Origin of the sequence: Helicobacter rappini (genome assembly GCF_900198625.1) — a bacterium.
GTDB lineage: Bacteria > Campylobacterota > Campylobacteria > Campylobacterales > Helicobacteraceae > Helicobacter_A > Helicobacter_A rappini.
The window spans coordinates 1-15,826 of record NZ_FZPK01000055.1 but is presented as its reverse complement, the minus strand read 5'-3'; the positions used below and the strand labels follow the sequence as shown (position 1 = coordinate 15,826).

General features: G+C 35.3%; 14 protein-coding genes. 3 read left to right on the top strand and 11 right to left on the bottom strand.

The window, feature by feature from the left end; translation table 11 throughout:
• Positions 1–95: 95 nt before the first annotated feature.
• Positions 96–1,526: an OmpP1/FadL family transporter gene (locus C6H17_RS10135; RefSeq protein WP_020995684.1), complete on the top strand. Its 1,431-nt coding sequence runs from the start codon at positions 96–98 to the stop codon at positions 1,524–1,526.
• An 8-nt stretch (positions 1,527–1,534) separates the two neighbouring features.
• Here the strand turns inward: C6H17_RS10135 and C6H17_RS10130 are convergent, their stop codons facing one another.
• The 9 genes from C6H17_RS10130 to C6H17_RS10090 form a co-directional block, all read right to left on the bottom strand.
• Positions 1,535–1,978 (bottom strand): YqaA family protein, encoded by a 444-nt coding sequence (locus C6H17_RS10130; RefSeq protein ID WP_005218473.1) that lies wholly within the window; start codon positions 1,976–1,978, stop codon positions 1,535–1,537.
• 358 nt (positions 1,979–2,336) lie between these two features.
• On the bottom strand, positions 2,337–3,803 hold the full coding sequence (gene dnaB, locus C6H17_RS10125; protein ID WP_005218474.1) for a replicative DNA helicase: 1,467 nt from the start codon (positions 3,801–3,803) through the stop codon (positions 2,337–2,339).
• 104 nt (positions 3,804–3,907) lie between these two features.
• Positions 3,908–5,089, bottom strand: coding sequence for a CapA family protein (locus tag C6H17_RS10120; RefSeq protein WP_020995685.1), 1,182 nt, complete (start codon positions 5,087–5,089; stop codon positions 3,908–3,910).
• Positions 5,090–5,244: 155 nt separating this feature from the next.
• Complete coding sequence (gatA, locus tag C6H17_RS10115; RefSeq protein ID WP_005218480.1) at positions 5,245–6,588, bottom strand: Asp-tRNA(Asn)/Glu-tRNA(Gln) amidotransferase subunit GatA; 1,344 nt, start codon at positions 6,586–6,588, stop codon at positions 5,245–5,247.
• Between the two features lie 207 nt (positions 6,589–6,795).
• On the bottom strand, positions 6,796–7,509 hold the full coding sequence (locus tag C6H17_RS10110) for a hypothetical protein (protein ID WP_005218490.1): 714 nt from the start codon (positions 7,507–7,509) through the stop codon (positions 6,796–6,798).
• A gap of 73 nt (positions 7,510–7,582) precedes the next feature.
• Positions 7,583–7,999, bottom strand: coding sequence for an AtpZ/AtpI family protein (locus C6H17_RS10105; protein ID WP_005218491.1), 417 nt, complete (start codon positions 7,997–7,999; stop codon positions 7,583–7,585).
• Entirely contained in the window at positions 7,989–9,350 is a 1,362-nt protein-coding gene (locus C6H17_RS13085; RefSeq protein ID WP_148374296.1) for a S1-like domain-containing RNA-binding protein, read from the bottom strand. Before C6H17_RS13085 ends, C6H17_RS10105 begins: the two co-directional genes overlap by 11 nt.
• A gap of 29 nt (positions 9,351–9,379) precedes the next feature.
• Positions 9,380–10,774 carry a UDP-N-acetylmuramate--L-alanine ligase gene (gene murC, locus C6H17_RS10095; RefSeq protein WP_005218497.1) on the bottom strand — a complete coding sequence of 465 codons (1,395 nt, stop codon included), beginning with the start codon at positions 10,772–10,774 and terminating at the stop codon, positions 9,380–9,382.
• A 107-nt stretch (positions 10,775–10,881) separates the two neighbouring features.
• The gene (locus tag C6H17_RS10090) at positions 10,882–11,343 is read right to left on the bottom strand and encodes a low molecular weight protein-tyrosine-phosphatase (protein WP_020995687.1); all 462 of its coding nucleotides are present in this window, start codon (positions 11,341–11,343) and stop codon (positions 10,882–10,884) included.
• A 64-nt stretch (positions 11,344–11,407) separates the two neighbouring features.
• On the opposite strand from C6H17_RS10090, the gene C6H17_RS10085 reads away from it, so the two are divergent.
• On the top strand, positions 11,408–12,541 hold the full coding sequence (locus C6H17_RS10085) for a metallophosphoesterase (protein ID WP_005218501.1): 1,134 nt from the start codon (positions 11,408–11,410) through the stop codon (positions 12,539–12,541).
• Positions 12,542–12,645: 104 nt separating this feature from the next.
• On the opposite strand, the gene C6H17_RS10080 is transcribed toward C6H17_RS10085, so the two are convergent.
• Complete coding sequence (locus C6H17_RS10080) at positions 12,646–13,857, bottom strand: glycosyltransferase family 8 protein (RefSeq protein ID WP_104731429.1); 1,212 nt, start codon at positions 13,855–13,857, stop codon at positions 12,646–12,648.
• 198 nt (positions 13,858–14,055) lie between these two features.
• On the bottom strand, positions 14,056–14,604 hold the full coding sequence (locus C6H17_RS10075) for an LPP20 family lipoprotein (RefSeq protein WP_005218510.1): 549 nt from the start codon (positions 14,602–14,604) through the stop codon (positions 14,056–14,058).
• A 99-nt stretch (positions 14,605–14,703) separates the two neighbouring features.
• Here C6H17_RS10075 and purU point away from each other — a divergent pair, with 99 nt between their 5' ends.
• Complete coding sequence (gene purU, locus C6H17_RS10070) at positions 14,704–15,537, top strand: formyltetrahydrofolate deformylase (RefSeq protein ID WP_104731428.1); 834 nt, start codon at positions 14,704–14,706, stop codon at positions 15,535–15,537.
• The last annotated feature ends 289 nt before the right edge of the window (positions 15,538–15,826 follow it).

Here is a 15,826-nt window from a genome sequence, read left to right as displayed (position 1 = left end):
GGAAATATGCTTATTTTGACAGCAGCGCTTTACAAAAAAACGATGTTATAATTTCTGGTTCTTTTTAAGGAAAATATTAAAATTTGGAGGAATGTATGTTAAGACATAAAAGAGTAGTGGGCGTTATTTGTGGGTTGGCTTTGAGTATAGAATCTATGCAGGCTTCTGGCTTTCGCTTGACAGAGCAAAGCTTGAATGGCACAGCACTTAATTCAGCGTTTATCGCTGGGGCTTATGGAGCAGATTCTACCTACTATAATCCTGCAAATATGAGTTTAGGTAGGGATAGTGATAAGTGGGAATTTGAGATAGATGGGCAGCTGCTTGTCATACCCGGATTTGGCTTTGATACGGAAAATAGAGATAAGGGTGGTTCAGCACTTGGTGGTGCTGTGCTAATTGGCTGTGCTAATCCCAAGAATAATTGTCCGGCAAGGGTAAATGGTAGAGCAAATTGGGCTTTTCAACCTGTCCCAAAATTCTTTTTAAAGTCTCGTGCATATGAGTTGCCATTGGGCATGAAAACAAATTTTGGTTTTTCATTCACTACGCCGTCTGGTTTATCTATGGATTGGGATGGTGCGGGTGGTGGATTCCTAGATGATGTGGGTATTGCTATGGTGGAGTTTAATCCCGTTGTATCTCTTGTATGGAAAGATATTGTGTCTATTGGACTTGGGGTTAGAGGCATATACTCATTTGGTGAATTTAACAACTCTTTATATGTGCCTTATGATGTGCCAAACCTTAGTTCCGGCACAAGCTATGTTCAGCAAACCTCAAATGCTTCTGGTTTTGGTGTCGGTTATAATGCCGCATTAACAATAAAGCCTTTTGCAACATTCTCAAATGAGAATCTAAAAAGCTTTAGCATAGCAGCTACTTATCGCTCAAAAGTATCCATAGATGCAAAAGGCAAACTTCAAGCAGTCGCTGGTGTAGATACGGGTATTTTAGGTAAAGGCGCGGTGGATATGAATGCGGACTTGGTGCTTATGACTGATTTACCGCATATTATAAATGTTGCCGTATCGCAAGATTTTGGAAGAAATAGAATTGAGTTTGTTTGGGAATATACTTTTTGGAATAGTGCTAGAATCTTTGAGTTTGGCTATACCAATCAAGTGTTTTCAAACATGCAGGGTGATAAAAATTTTATTGGTTTGGGATTAGACTACATTTCAAATATGCTAGGATATGCCGACTACTCCGCCGTTGCCTATGGAAATGGCTGGAAAGATTCTAGCGCGTATCGCTTGGGATATACATATTTTGGGGAATCTTATAAGATTATGGGAAGTATCGCCTATGATGAGACACCCGCCCCACAAGGTAAGTTTGGCATACCTGATGCAAATGCGTATATGTTTGGCTTAGGCTTTAGGAAAAGATTCTTAGATGATAGGCTAGATTTAGGTTTGGCTTATTCACTTGCACTAAAAGATAATAGAAAAAGCTTTATAGTCTCTCATGATGGTTTTGGGCAGTTGCATTTGTTTACCATCGGTGCTAAGTATTTGTGGTAGTCTATACACTAGGTAATACCCCATTGAATATAAAGATATATTAAGATAGCATAGCGGCTTATTTTACCAAGTGTGATAAAAAGCCAAGTTGCTATTTGATTATATTTATACAACCCAAGAAGTAGCACTAAAATATCCCCAATAAATGGCAGGAATGCAAAAAATGCGTAAAGATAGCCATATTTTTGCACATAGGGTCGATAAGATTCTATTCTTTTATAAGATTTTGGGAAAAACTTTCGCACAGCAGAATCGCCACCAAAATATGCAATATAATAGGTGCTTAAACTCCCAAGTATATTGCCTATACTAGCGACAATTAGCACAATATAGGGATTAAAATCAAATGCAATAAAACCGATAACAAACGCTTCAGACCCAAGTGGCCAAAGAGAGCTTGATATAAAGCAAACAAGCAATAACCCAAATAAACCATAATCATAAAAATTCATACACACTCCCGCTTTAATCTTAGTAATCGTTATTTCTTGTTTTTTGTTGCGTGATAAATAAATCTGTAAAATACATGCCATGTTTATTTTAATATTTTTTTAGAATCTTTTAAACTTTTAAAAAGCACCTTATGTGATAATAACTAATATTAAAATATGCTATGTGTTACATGTAGTTTTAAGTTGTTATTATCAATCAGCTAAAAAGTAAAGCCTTTAGATTTCATAAATTGACACTTGCACCACATACACCAATTTAAGTTTAATTACTCAAATTCAAATAAAACATTAACCTACTCAAAAAGCTAAATGCAGTTAGATTCCAAATGATTAAAAACTATTTGTCCCAGAAATACACCTAAAATTTAGGCAATACTCCATCATTAAGATTAATAGTTTGCACATCACCTATGAGAGCTGTGTTAGATTGTGCTGCCATTTTGATTTCTCTCTCTTCGTTTTTATCAACAAAGAGTGTAAATTTGCTATTGTATTCAATCTTTATTGTGCGTGTTTCGCCATTGCGATTTTTTGCTAGAATGAGTTCTGCTTCATGCACTTCTGGGGCTTTGTATTGCTCCTCTATTTCAACACTAGAATCTTCGCTTTTACTCTTTTTCTGCTTTGCGATTCGATTTCTTGACTCCCTTTCTTTATACACCTCATCGCGATATAAAAATAAAATCACATCAGCATCTTGCTCGATAGATCCACTCTCGCGTAAATCCGACATAATCGGTCGTTTATCATCTCTTAGCTCTAAGGCACGATTAAGTTGTGATAATGCAACAATAGGGATTTTTAACTCACGGGCAAGATTCTTTAATCCGCGACTAATCTCAGCGATAATCTCATGTCTAGCCGCTGCATTCGCATTTGACATGCCAGACATAAGCTGGAGATAATCAATCATAACAATGCTTACGCTAGGATCTTTAATCTTTAACTTCCTTAGCTTTGTGCGGAGTCCTGCAAGGCTTAAATGTGGGTTATCATCGATATAGATATGTGTTTCACAGAGTTCTTGAGCGGATTTTGAAAGCTTTGTAAATTCATTATCATCCATACTACCTGAACGCACATTTTGCAGTGGCACCATGCTTTTTGCCGAAAGCATTCTTGTCATAAGCTGCTCTGCTGGCATTTCAAGGCTAAAGATTGCTACACCTTTTTGACTACTTAGAATCTTTAAGGTCATGCTAAGGATTAGGGCAGTTTTACCCATCGCAGGTCTTGCACCAATGACTATTAACTCACCTGCATTAAAGCCTGTAGTAGCGTTATTTAGCTTACTAAAGCCCGTATCTATACCTTTTAAAGCACCATGCTTTGCTTGATTCTCTTTAATAAGACGCATGGTAGATTCCACAACTTCATAAGCATTTTTAAACGCATTATTTGTATCTTGTATGCTTAGGGCATAGACTTTCTGCTCTATATCTGCAAGGATATTTTGTGCGATAGAATCTGGCTTCATACTCTCATCTCGCATAAGGCTTGCTAGAGAAAAAAGATTTCTTTTAATAGAGCTATTTTTAATCATTTTGACATAGGTATCTATGTCTGCAATGGGCGATTCAGCAGCAATCAATGCAATATCATCAAGGCTTACTTTCATGCTTTTTTGCATTTCTATACAAAGGAATTCGGGGGTAATGGGCGTCTCATTTCTATGCAGATTCTCACATGCCTTAAACATTTCAACATGCAAGGGCAGTGAAAAATCTTGTGCAACTAGACTATCACATATCTCATCAAACTTATCTGGACTAAAAAGAATCGCAGATAGCACAACCCTTTCAATCTTGCTGTCTAGCTCTTGCATGTGTTTCCTTTGCTTTGTGTTAGTAATGATAGCTGTTACAATACAATTTCATTGTGGCGATATGATAAATAGAGATTATGTTACATATATTTCACACGCAATATTTAAAGCCTTGTCGTGCGTATAGAATCTGTTATATCTCTTTGTGTAACTATCTTTAGATAGTCTTTATAGATTTGCTTATAGTTTGGCAAAATCTTTTCATTTAGCTTTGTAAAAGGATAAATGCTAAAATTCTTTCTATTTTTATCATAATAAGTATAGATAAGGTGCGTATGCGGGTCATGCAGGGTTATTTTCTTACTTTTAGAATCTTTTTTGATTTTTACTCCAGCAAACATTCCAATGCGTTTTTCTAAGCCTTTTTGTGCAGAAATCATATTGCCAAGCGAGTAGATTACAAGCGTGTTATTAATCCACTCAATAGGCTGCACGACATGGGGATGATGACCGATTATTATATCCACACCAAGTGTTGAGAGATAGTGTGCAAACTCTTCTTGCTCTTTATTTGGCTTAAAATCATACTCATTGCCCCAGTGCATTGAGACCATGAGTAAATCCACCTTATTACGCACATTTTCTATGTCTTTTTTTAGCATTTCCTTATTATACACATTGACTAAATATTCTTTATTCTTTGGGATAGGTATGCCATTTGTGCCATAAGTGTAGGCAAGTAGCGTGTAGGTTATGCCATTTTTTTCATAGATTTTTGCTGTGTTTCTTTCATTTTCACTTATATAGCTTCCAGCGGCAATCACAGGCTTTTTACTCCAATACTCTCGTGAGTTTATAATCGCTTTTTCGCCACGATCTAGTGTGTGGTTATTCGCAAGTGAGATGAGATTAAATCCTAGATTAATCATGCAATCGCCAAATTCCTGCGGTGAGTTAAACGCGGGATAGCTACTTAGCCCTAGCTCTTTTCCACCTAGAATTGTCTCTTGATTATAAAAAGCTAGGTCATATTGTGAGATAAGCGGGGCTGTGTGTATAAACATTTTACTAAAATCATAGCTAATTATGGGCTTTGTTTTAGAATCTTTTTCTTGTGGCAATGTGTATTTTGCGTCATTATATACTGCGGTATGCAAAAGTGCATCACCACCCATTATAAGTGTGAGTTCATTATTTATCTTAGATTCTATAACCTTAGAATCTTTTTTTATCTCTTGCTGCTTTTTCTCTTTATCACTGCAAGCTATGAAGCTAAATATATAAAGGCATAGAAAGCATAAAAGCATGAGATTATAGAATCTAGTTTTATTCGTTATGATAGGCATGATATTCCTTAAAAATTATGGGGTTATTATTTTAAAAATGTGTGAATTTTAGTAGTGTTTTATTAACAAAATATTATGGTTTTATCTTTTAATCACAAAGATTCTAATACTAGTTTTCATGCCTTGCAAATATTAGAATCTATATAAAAGTAATGCTATATCCCTAGATTCTGTTCGAGTCCAAAGGCAACATCAAGTATTGTTTGCTCACTAAAGGCACTGCCTATAAATTGCATGCCTATGGGTAAAGGCGATTTTACGACTGGAAGGCTTATAGCTGGAAGTCCTGCAAGATTCACACCGATAGTGTAAATATCGCTTAGATACATTTCAAGGGAGCTTTTTGTAGCATTAAATGTTGGGGCGACATTGGGGGCTACTGGAAGCAAGATTGTATCACATTCGCTAAAGATACTTGCATATTGCTGTCTAATGAGTTCTCGCACTTTTTGAGCTTTAAGATAGTAAGCATCATAATAGCCACTACTTAGCACAAAAGAGCCTAGCAAAATGCGTTTTTGCACTTCATCGCCAAATTGTGCGCGTGTTTTGAAATATAAATCCTGCAAATTCTGCCCTTCTATACGACTGCCATATCTCACACCATCAAAACGCGCAAGATTGGCACTTGCCTCTGCCATAGCGATAATATAATACGCACTTATATGATGTGCTGTATCAAGCATTTGTGCTTTTATGATGCTATGTCCCATATCTTCTAGAATCTTAATCGTGTCATAATAGGCTTTCTGCACCGCTTCATCTGCCTCTTTCACAAAGTCTTCTAGTATGGCAATCTTTAGAATCCTTTTGGGATTAAGCTTATCAAAAGTCTTTGTAGGTGCAAGGTTTGCACTTGTAGAATCTCTCTTGCAAACTCCGCTAATAATATCAAGCAAAATGCTTGCATCTTCTACATTTTGCGTAATCGGTCCAATCTGCTCTAAACTTGAGCTATATGCCACAAGTCCATAGCGAGACACTCTACCATAAGTTGGCTTTAAGCCCACCACACCGCAATAGCTAGCAGGCTGCCTAATGCTTCCACCTGTATCACTGCCTAGACTAGCTATGGCAATCTTAGCGGCGACTGCTGCGGCACTCCCACCGCTAGACCCGCCCGGCACACGACTTGTATCACACGGATTTTTCGTGCGACCATAGCAGCTTTTCTCAGTCGTGCTACCCATGCCAAACTCGTCCATATTTGCCCTGCCAAACGCACACATATTAGAATCTTGTAGTTTAGTAACAGCAGTCGCACTATATGGGGATACATAACCATGCAAAATCTTACTCGCACAAGTGAGTTTAGAATCTTTTACGCAAATATTATCTTTTATTAGAATGGGGATCTTGCCTTTATCATTTTCGTTTAATTCAGGCGTCTCTATATAGGCGTTTAGTTCTTGTTTAGCTTTAATATCTTGTATCATTTGTTCTTTAAGAGATTCTATCTCATTAGCATGTAATGCCATAGCTTGTTTAAGTGTTAGCATGATATTCCTTTATAAAAAGATGAAATTATAACAAAAATTTGATAATTATATTTGTCGTTATATGCTTTTTATAAAACGCGGGGTTTTAGAGTTGTTGGGATAATATTATGATTTGATACATAAATCCATGTTAAAAATTTTCAAGTTTATCCTTTTCTTAGCATTGTCCCTATATAGCATTTATACTTCTCACTATTTTATCTAGCCTTATTTTTCCCACTCTATTGGCACGCGATATACAGGTGAGAGACTATTGTTTTTATATGATTCTAAACATCGACACCAAATATCTTCACTTCTTTCTTTTATACTCATGTTTTTACATGATCTTTTTACAATTTGAAGCAAGTCTGGACTTAACAATTCTTCAAAGCGTCCCATTTTACACGAGCATGCCATGCTAAAATCGAGTGGACTCCGCCGGATATCCCTACATATCTCATCAAGTGTTCTCCAACGCTGAAAAATACCAGGGCCACTTCTAATGACTTTAAACTTTTGTATATAATTGTTATAATCATACACTTGGGCTAAGATATTTTGTGTGTTTTTATTCTTAAATGTAAAAGTTTGCTTTGTAATCATAGTTTTTTTATCGACTCTCATTTCTGTATATTCTACAACTATTTGTTTCAAAAATGCCTGATAGCTAGAATCCCTAATAGGCTTTGCCACTTCATCACCATGAATAACCTTGTGATACACATTTGACTGCCGTGTATCTTTGCTAAAAATGTAATCTCTTATTTCAATCGCATTGAGATTATTTGTAAAATAATATGTATCAAAATAGTGTTTTGGCGCAGAAGTATCATAGATTTTTGTCTCACAATCACTCTGCATACGCAGTTTATTGTATTTGCCTTCATCTTTTTGCATTAGCTCGGGATAAGAACACGCATTGAAACATAGAATTAACATTATAAAAAGCATTACCTTCATTTTGCACACCCATATAATATATCAATAACGAATACAACTTTTAATGTTGGCATTACATATCTTTCTTTTCTTTTCTCTGCATGGCTTCTTTTTCTCTTTTTTCTAAGATTCTATCCTGCATGTATTTATACTTTTCTTCATGTTTGAGTGAATCTAAGTCTTTATAAAGCCTTTTATACGCTTTTACTACATTAAGAATAGCTGCTGCCACACCATAGCCAAGCCCCACCCATATAAGCCAATAATACCCAAGCCATTTATATAATAGATAGCCTATCCCAAGCCCTAAAAGCACTGCTACAATCATTGAGATTCCAAGTGATAGGTCATTAGCACCGCGAGTTAGAGTCTTTATCTTACCATCTTTAGAATCTGCGTTGTGTTGTGTTGTCTCTTTGGTGATTTTTGCAGATTTTGCAGTATCCGTTTGTTCGGTAAGCACAGATTCTAATCTCTCATTATCTTTCATTTCGTCCCCTTACTTTAATGCTTGAGATTATAGAATCTAGCTTTTTTGAATTTATGTTATCTAAAAACTCTTTAGCTAAATGCGATTCTACAACACAATAGCCTTTATGCTGTATAAATACAATTCGTTTTTGTTTTAAAAGCATTGTGAGTTCTTTTTTTACGCCTTTCTTACTCATGGATAGCATTTTTGCAGACTTATCATCAACTATGAAATACTCATTCTTGCTATTTAGCTTTGCGATGAGATTATATACTTCATTTATATCTCGTGCTATAATTAAATCTAGTTTGCCATCATTTCGCACTTTTACTACTTTTGCTTCGTATTCTTCATAAAGATTTAGTGGATAGCTAAGTGTATTGCTGTAAATCATTCCATGATAATAATGCGGTAAAACTACGCATAAGATTCCAATAGGTGAGCTAGAAATAGTCCATATTTTCACATTTTTATGTAAAAGATTCTGCGTTTTGCAGGGTTTAAGCAGGGGATTTATATCCTTTTTTGCGATTAGCCTTTTCATTTTATCCTGCGTGATACGCACTACTATATGCGTATGATTTGCGTATTGATGAAGAGATTTTGTCGGCATGAAGATATCTTTTGCAAGCCCAATATCAAGAAAAAGCCCATCTTTATTACTATCTCTAATCTCAAGCCTTGCAATCTCGTTTAGCATGGCTAAGGGCTTTTTAGTCGTGGCTAAGATTCTATCGCTAGAATCTGTGTGGATAAAAACTTCTATATAGTCGCCGATTTCTTCATTGCCATTTGTGTAGGCGTTGGGTAGTAATACAATTTTATTCAAGTCTAGATTCTGTAAAAATTCGCCCTTGTCTATGCAATTTGAACGATTGAGCGAATTGGAGGGATAGTCATTATCGCTTAGATAACTCCTATCCTCCAATTCGCTCAAAGCCTCCAAAGCCATAGAGCAATCGCTAGAATTTGTGGTTTTGTTTGCGTGGTTTGCTGGTGCGGATTCTAGAATATCTACCACTTGGGTGGGTGCAGGGTTCAAGGGTGCAAAATTATTAGAATTTAAATTCTGTTTAGATTCTGCATTCTTGTCATTTTGAGCCTTTGAAAAAGGTGAAAAATCTTTTCTAGATTCTATATTAGATGTTTCGCTTCGCTCAACATGACAATTTGTTATAGAATCTAATCTCTTGTTATTTTGTGCTTTAATCTCCGCGGTCTGCCTAAGTGGCGTAGAATCTAGACTATCTTTTCTGCATGGTTTTGCCAAATAGATTCCATGTTGTGTTTTTTTTACAACACAGAGTTTTTGCATAGTGCCGATACAATCTGCTAAATCATGCTCGGCTAATATACTTTCTTTTTCCATGTTGTATCTTGTGCTTTTTTGCTTATACACTACTGCTCTCCGCGTAACTGATAGGTAATATCCCCCGCTCCAAGCCCAATGATTATACCCTCACTCAATGTTTCTATGACACAATTTTTAGAATCTAAAAGCAATATTTTCTCTTTATCTCGCTTGATTTTACTTGCAAAAATGGGCTTATATTCGCTAAAAAGTGTGGCAAAATCAAAGTTAATAGGCTCTTCTCCAGCCGCCCAAACAGGCAGTATGACTAATCTATCACAATCTCTAAAGCATTTACAAAAAGCTTCTAAATTATCACGCAAACGCGAGTATTTATGCGGTTGAAAAATCGCTGTGATTTTATAGCTATTTTTAGAATCTTTTTTTAATACCTTTTGTGCTTCTAAAAGTTTTGCGTATTTTCTCGTGGCTTCAAGTGTGGCGACAATCTCTGTTGGGTGATGTGCGTAGTCATCGATAATACATGGAGTGTTATCGCTTAGATTCTGTAATATATCAAAACGCTTTTTAATCCCCTTGAATGCTAAAAGATTTCTTTTAATCTCTTCTAGCGGTAATAAATCCATTGCACTTAAAACCGCTATACTTGCATTCAACGCATTATGATAGCCAATCCCATAAATGCTAAAACGCCCTAAATCTTTGAGTGTGAAAGTCGTATAGGGGAGTAAATCTTTCAATTCATAAGTGATATTTTGTATATCAATGTCTGGGTAAAGGCAGATAATCGCACTTGATTTAAAGCCAGAATCTTTTAGTCTTACATAAAGATTCTGTAAAATCTCACATTGCATATTTAGCACGACATGTTTTCCTTGCTGCATAAAAGAGAGATAGGCATCTTGTAGTTTTTTAAAGTCATTATCATAGCTTTCTAGGTGTTCGGCTTCTGCGTTAATCACTATGCTTTTATATGGATTTGAGTTAAGAAAGCTTTTATCACTCTCATCTGCTTCAAAGACTAATAAATCATCTTTAGACACTCTCACATTTGAGTTAAACTCTTTGCTAATCGCCCCAATAATCGCCCCGCTATGCGGCAAGATAGCGGCTAATATTGCACTTGTGCTAGACTTGCCATGAGCCGCACAAATGCTTAAAACTCTCTTTTTGCTTAATAGAATCTTTAAGGCTTCCTTGCGAGATAGAATCTCTTTATTTAGCCTTTTAGATTCTATAATCTCGATATTAGAATCTTTAATAATTGCTGAATGGATAATCAAATCTTTATTGGCTATCACTTCCTTATTATGCGGTATGTTGATGGCTATACCCTCATCTCTTAGCGTCTGTGTGATTGAGGTGTCTTTAATGTCCGAACCACTTACAATAGCCCCTTGAGCCTTTAAAAATCTAGCCAATCCACTCACACCAATCCCGCCAATACCGATAAAATGCACTCTAAGTTGATAAAAATCCATAGCAAACCTTAAATTTATTTAAATCTTATGCAATAGCTTTTAAGCCCATAACAGAAAGCAAAATTATAATATTTTTTTGTGTTTTTGTGGGATTGTTGCATTAGAATCTACTTCCCACAAAACCCATAATGGCTAAACATTTTTTCTAGTAAAGATTCTATTAAATTATAAACTTCTCTAAAGCCATCATCACTATTGCAATAATATGGATCTGGGACATCAACTCCATTGTCAAAATCGCCTAATTTTACCACCTTTTCCTTTGGGAAACCTAACGCTAAAATATCCCTTTTATTATTAGAATCCATTGCTACAATAAGGTCAAACTCCATATCACCATAAACGCTAATAGGGCGGGATTTCTGCATAGATATATCAATACCATTTTCCTTTGCTATGCGTATGGATTGCCTGTGTGGTGGCTCTCCACGATGAAAGGCACTCGTCCCACAAGAATCTATTTTTAGATTCCATTTAAATCTGTCATTCATGCTTTTTGCTATGCCTTCTGCTAAAGGTGATCTGCATATATTTCCTAAGCATACAAATAAAACACTTTGTAATTTCATGCGTTTTCCTTGCAAAAAAATGCTAGAATTATAGCAAAAATTTTTCTTTCATTAAGGGTTATTCGTGGCGATTAGTATCCGCATTTTATTCTTTATTGCACTTGTGCTGCTGCACATCTTTATTTATTATATGCTGTTTAAAAATATTTCTACAAGTCCTGCTATAAGGCATGTCGGCAAACTCATTGTAATTTGTAATTTCCTTTGTATTGTTGTATTCTTAAAGCTATATCACACACATATTGATTCCATGCTTTATACGATTTTATCAAGCACACTTGGGGTGTTTTGGATAAGTTGTAATATCGCTTTGCTTGTGTTTATTGCGACTTTGTTTATACGATTTTCTTTTGGTGCGTTTGTGCTTGAAAGGGTGCAGATTCCAATCCTTTTAATAGCTTGGTGTGCCATCATTGCTTTGACACTTTTAAGCTTTTATTTAAACGCAAAAGAGCCAAAGATAACCACCACGCAAGTCTCACTGCAAGGTATCACAAAGCCACTAAATATTGCCGTTTTGACTGATATGCACATCGATGTCTTAATGGATAAAAAGGCAGTCGTAAAGATTGTAGAGCAGACTAATAGCACCATGCCAGATATTATCCTGCTTGGCGGCGATATTGTGGATAATTACTATCATATCGTAGAAGATTCTGTAAAAGAGTTAGCAAATCTCAAAGCAAAATATGGAATCTATTATGTGCTAGGCAATCATGAATATTACTATGATACTTATACGATTATAAAAGCACTCAATGATTTGGGTATCACAACGCTTACAAATCAAGCGATGGTTTTGCGGAATCTTGGCTTAAATATCGCAGGAATTGCGGACTTAATGGGAGGACATGAGAAGTTTAAAGATAGTGTATTAGTCCCTGATTTAGAAAAAACACTAGCCTATACAGATAAGCAATACCCAACGATACTACTCGCCCATCAGCCAAAGGTTTTGAAATTACTGCAAGGTGAAGACATAGGACTTGTAGTAAGCGGACATACACATGGTGGGCAAATATTCCCATTTCATTTATTGGTCTTACTCGATCAGCCATTTTTATCAGGGCTTCATTCATGGGAGCATAAAGGTAAAAATACGCAAATCTATGTTAGCAATGGTGTGGGCTGGTGGGGTATGCCTATGCGATTATTTGAGAGACGAGAGATTAGCTTATTACAAATCATTCCGGGGTGAGATGTGAAAATGCAGATTGCAATTTTAGATCTTATTTGCACCACTATAATAGAGTTATTGTTCGTGTTATTCTGTTATGCTGATTGGCTATGATTTTTTATAAGCTAATCTTCAATGTGAAATAATTTTTTACATCGCCTTTTTAAAGATTGTTGTAATCGTTTTAATCTGTTTCGTAGCTTAAAAGATTTTATATGTTTTTGTAAAGATAGGATAGATTCATAGAGCATATCTTCTTGCTTTTTCATATATGAAGCATAAATATCCTTATAGAAAACAGGTGTATCATGGGCTATTTCCCACCATTTATTTTTATAAATACAAGTCTTTATCATATCATTTTCTATGTAAGGCTGTTGCCATGGCTTTAATGTCCACCCTGTATAATGCAAGATTTTCATGTTATTTTTTACTTGCATATATTCTTCATATGTAATTTTCATCACAATATTGTTATCTTTGCCTTTAAAATCCTGTCGCTTATACTTTAAAAGCTCAACAAAAAAATTCCACTCCAATGGCAAAGCACAAATATGATCACCCAATACCGCATTCAACGCATCTTGGTCGAGCAAAACCGGGACATATTGCTCAAACCATTCAAGACACTTTTGTTCTACATTATACTTCCTATATTGTTCCACATCTATAAGCATTAGCCCAGAGTTAAAGTATGTGGAAGCATTAAACACAAACTCATCACCAATTGCACTATTTCTTTTTAGCACACAATATTGTTGATGATCTGGAACCAACACAACGCCACATATTTTCCCTTGCAAATCTGTATAAAAAATCTCTCTAATATCTGCCACACATATCATATCAACATCGAGATACAAACAAGTTTTAATATCTTGCGGTAAGCAACTCGCTATTTTTAATCGAAAGTATGCAAGATAGTTATTATTTAATTTTGGCAAACCTTGAAATATAGAATCCGATAGCGTATAAACACGAAATTCGCATGGATAAATTTTATTCAATTCTATTTGAAAAGCTTGTAGTTTTTGCCGTGTTTCATGTTTTAAACCATCAGTTAATATATGAAAGCAGAATGGCTTTTGCCAGTCTTGTGTTGCGGGTTTATTATTACTTTGGGGTGTGTTGTTTATCTTATCTGTTATGTTAGTAACAATGATTTCACTATCAGGTAGGGGTTTGCCCCCCCCCCCCATAGTAATATTTTCGGCAACATTTATACTCTCACCCTTATCATATTGAGTATTATTTGCTGCATTTTTTACAATGCTATAACATAAAGGGGCAAGATATTTAATATAATTGTCATTAGCACAAAAAACTACATGATACATATAAAATCTCCGTTTCTTAAAATAATGCAGTATGATAACAAGTTATGCGTTGAGGATTGCATAAAGATGTATCAAAAAAATATATCAAACCCACAAGTAAGAATTTCAAAAAACTTGCAAGTAGATTCTATGACACTCAACCAGCCAGTATAAAACCATACCAACGGATATAAAGATATAAGAAGAAGTTATATAAAACTACTCCAACAATTCTTGCACTGTTTCAGAAAGCTTTCTTGCTTGGTCTGCATCAACATTTAAAACTTGTCCAACACCTTTTAGCGTTTGCTCAAACATCTTTTCATCCATTTTTACAAGGACATATAGCATAGGTGGTGTTGCTTGTTTATCAGTCCATTTTTCAGCTATTTCTGTTTTCTTCAGATCGGCTTCTACCTTTTGTCTTGCTACTTGCTGACTATTGGCTGATATTTTCATACCATCATTTTGCTCCAAACTTTCAATTGCTTGTTGAATCTTTGCACTAACTTGTTGTGCAATTTCAGCACGCGCTTGCATTGCTGCTTGATTGACCGCATAGTTTAGATTCCCATCTAAAATTTTTGCAGATCCAATTCCCACTACTACTGATCCAGCCTTTTCCTTTGCAGCCGACATACTATTCACCCATGCAGGTTCATTGCTATTTGAAGTAACTTGCCCTTGTTTATCGCCACCACAAGCCACCAAAAAAGCAGCCAAAGCCAAAGCACATAAACCTTTACTAGTAACTGATACTATTTTCATATATCTCTCCTTAAAAAAAATAGGCTTTATTTTACAACAAAAATGATAAAATAGCGACTTTATTTTACACAAATTTAATTTTAAGGATTCTAAAGAGTTATGAAACAGCACACATTGCTTATAAAATGCCAAGATACTAAAGGTTTAGTATTTAAAATCAGTTCGATTCTTTTACTACATCAGCTAAACATAGAACAAAACAATGAATTTGTAGATAAGATACATAATACTTTTTTTATGCGGACAGAGATTAGCGGTGAGCTAGATTCTAAAATGCTTCTTGCTGAAGTGTGTGCGGCATTACCTAGTGATGCAGAAGTGAGACTTTCCACACAGGATAAGAAGTCGATAGTGATTTTTGCGACAAAAGAGAATCATTGCTTAGGTGATTTACTCATACGGCATAATAGCGGTGATTTAGACGCAAATATTTTAGCGGTTATTAGCAATCATGCGAGTTTAGAAAATTTGGTAGAAAAGTTTGAGATTCCATACTATCATATAGAATCAGAGGGTATCTCAAGGCAAGAGCACGAGACAAAAATCATTGATCTTTGCAAGACTTTAAATCCAGATTTTTTAATACTAGCAAAATATATGCGTATTTTATCGCCTAGTTTTGTAGAGAGCTTTCCAAACCAAATTATTAACATTCATCATTCATTTTTGCCCGCATTTATCGGTGCAAATCCTTATAAACAAGCCTATGAACGCGGCGTAAAAATCATAGGTGCAACCGCTCATTTTGTAAATAATCAACTTGATGAAGGACCTATAATCTCGCAAGATACTATACAAATTGACCACAGCTACACATGGCAAGATATGCAAAAAGTAGGACGAGATGTAGAAAAGGTGGTTTTAGCCCGTGCGTTAAAATTAGCTCTTGAAGATAGAATTTTTTTGCATAACAACCGCACGATTATTTTTTAATGTAAAAGATTGAGTATGTCTTCTAAATATGTTAAAATCTCTTGTTACATAAACCATTTATCCATGTAACTAGCATGACACATTTAGTATTATGTTGAAAACTTACAAAATCCCAAAACACAATTAACGCAAAACTTTATGCTATAATACCCCACACTTCACAAAAAACCACAAATTAACACAAAAGGATACACATGGGATTACGAAAACTTATAAGAAAAACTTCTTGGTATAAAAACTATCAAGCAAAGAAAGAATCAAAAATGAGTGATGAAGAATACTTCATATA

Bases quoted from the DNA above. Each gene is read 5' to 3' on its own strand.
- C6H17_RS10135 (WP_020995684.1), top strand. From the start codon at position 96: ATGTTAAGACATAAAAGAGTAGTGGGCGTTATTTGTGGGTTGGCTTTG.
- C6H17_RS10130 (WP_005218473.1), bottom strand. From the start codon at position 1,978: ATGAATTTTTATGATTATGGTTTATTTGGGTTATTGCTTGTTTGCTTT.
- dnaB (WP_005218474.1), bottom strand. From the start codon at position 3,803: ATGCAAGAGCTAGACAGCAAGATTGAAAGGGTTGTGCTATCTGCGATT.
- C6H17_RS10120 (WP_020995685.1), bottom strand. From the start codon at position 5,089: ATGCCTATCATAACGAATAAAACTAGATTCTATAATCTCATGCTTTTA.
- gatA (WP_005218480.1), bottom strand. From the start codon at position 6,588: ATGCTAACACTTAAACAAGCTATGGCATTACATGCTAATGAGATAGAA.
- C6H17_RS10110 (WP_005218490.1), bottom strand. From the start codon at position 7,509: ATGTTAATTCTATGTTTCAATGCGTGTTCTTATCCCGAGCTAATGCAA.
- C6H17_RS10105 (WP_005218491.1), bottom strand. From the start codon at position 7,999: ATGAAAGATAATGAGAGATTAGAATCTGTGCTTACCGAACAAACGGAT.
- C6H17_RS13085 (WP_148374296.1), bottom strand. From the start codon at position 9,350: ATGGAAAAAGAAAGTATATTAGCCGAGCATGATTTAGCAGATTGTATC.
- murC (WP_005218497.1), bottom strand. From the start codon at position 10,774: ATGGATTTTTATCAACTTAGAGTGCATTTTATCGGTATTGGCGGGATT.
- C6H17_RS10090 (WP_020995687.1), bottom strand. From the start codon at position 11,343: ATGAAATTACAAAGTGTTTTATTTGTATGCTTAGGAAATATATGCAGA.
- C6H17_RS10080 (WP_104731429.1), bottom strand. From the start codon at position 13,857: ATGTATCATGTAGTTTTTTGTGCTAATGACAATTATATTAAATATCTT.
- C6H17_RS10075 (WP_005218510.1), bottom strand. From the start codon at position 14,604: ATGAAAATAGTATCAGTTACTAGTAAAGGTTTATGTGCTTTGGCTTTG.
- purU (WP_104731428.1), top strand. From the start codon at position 14,704: ATGAAACAGCACACATTGCTTATAAAATGCCAAGATACTAAAGGTTTA.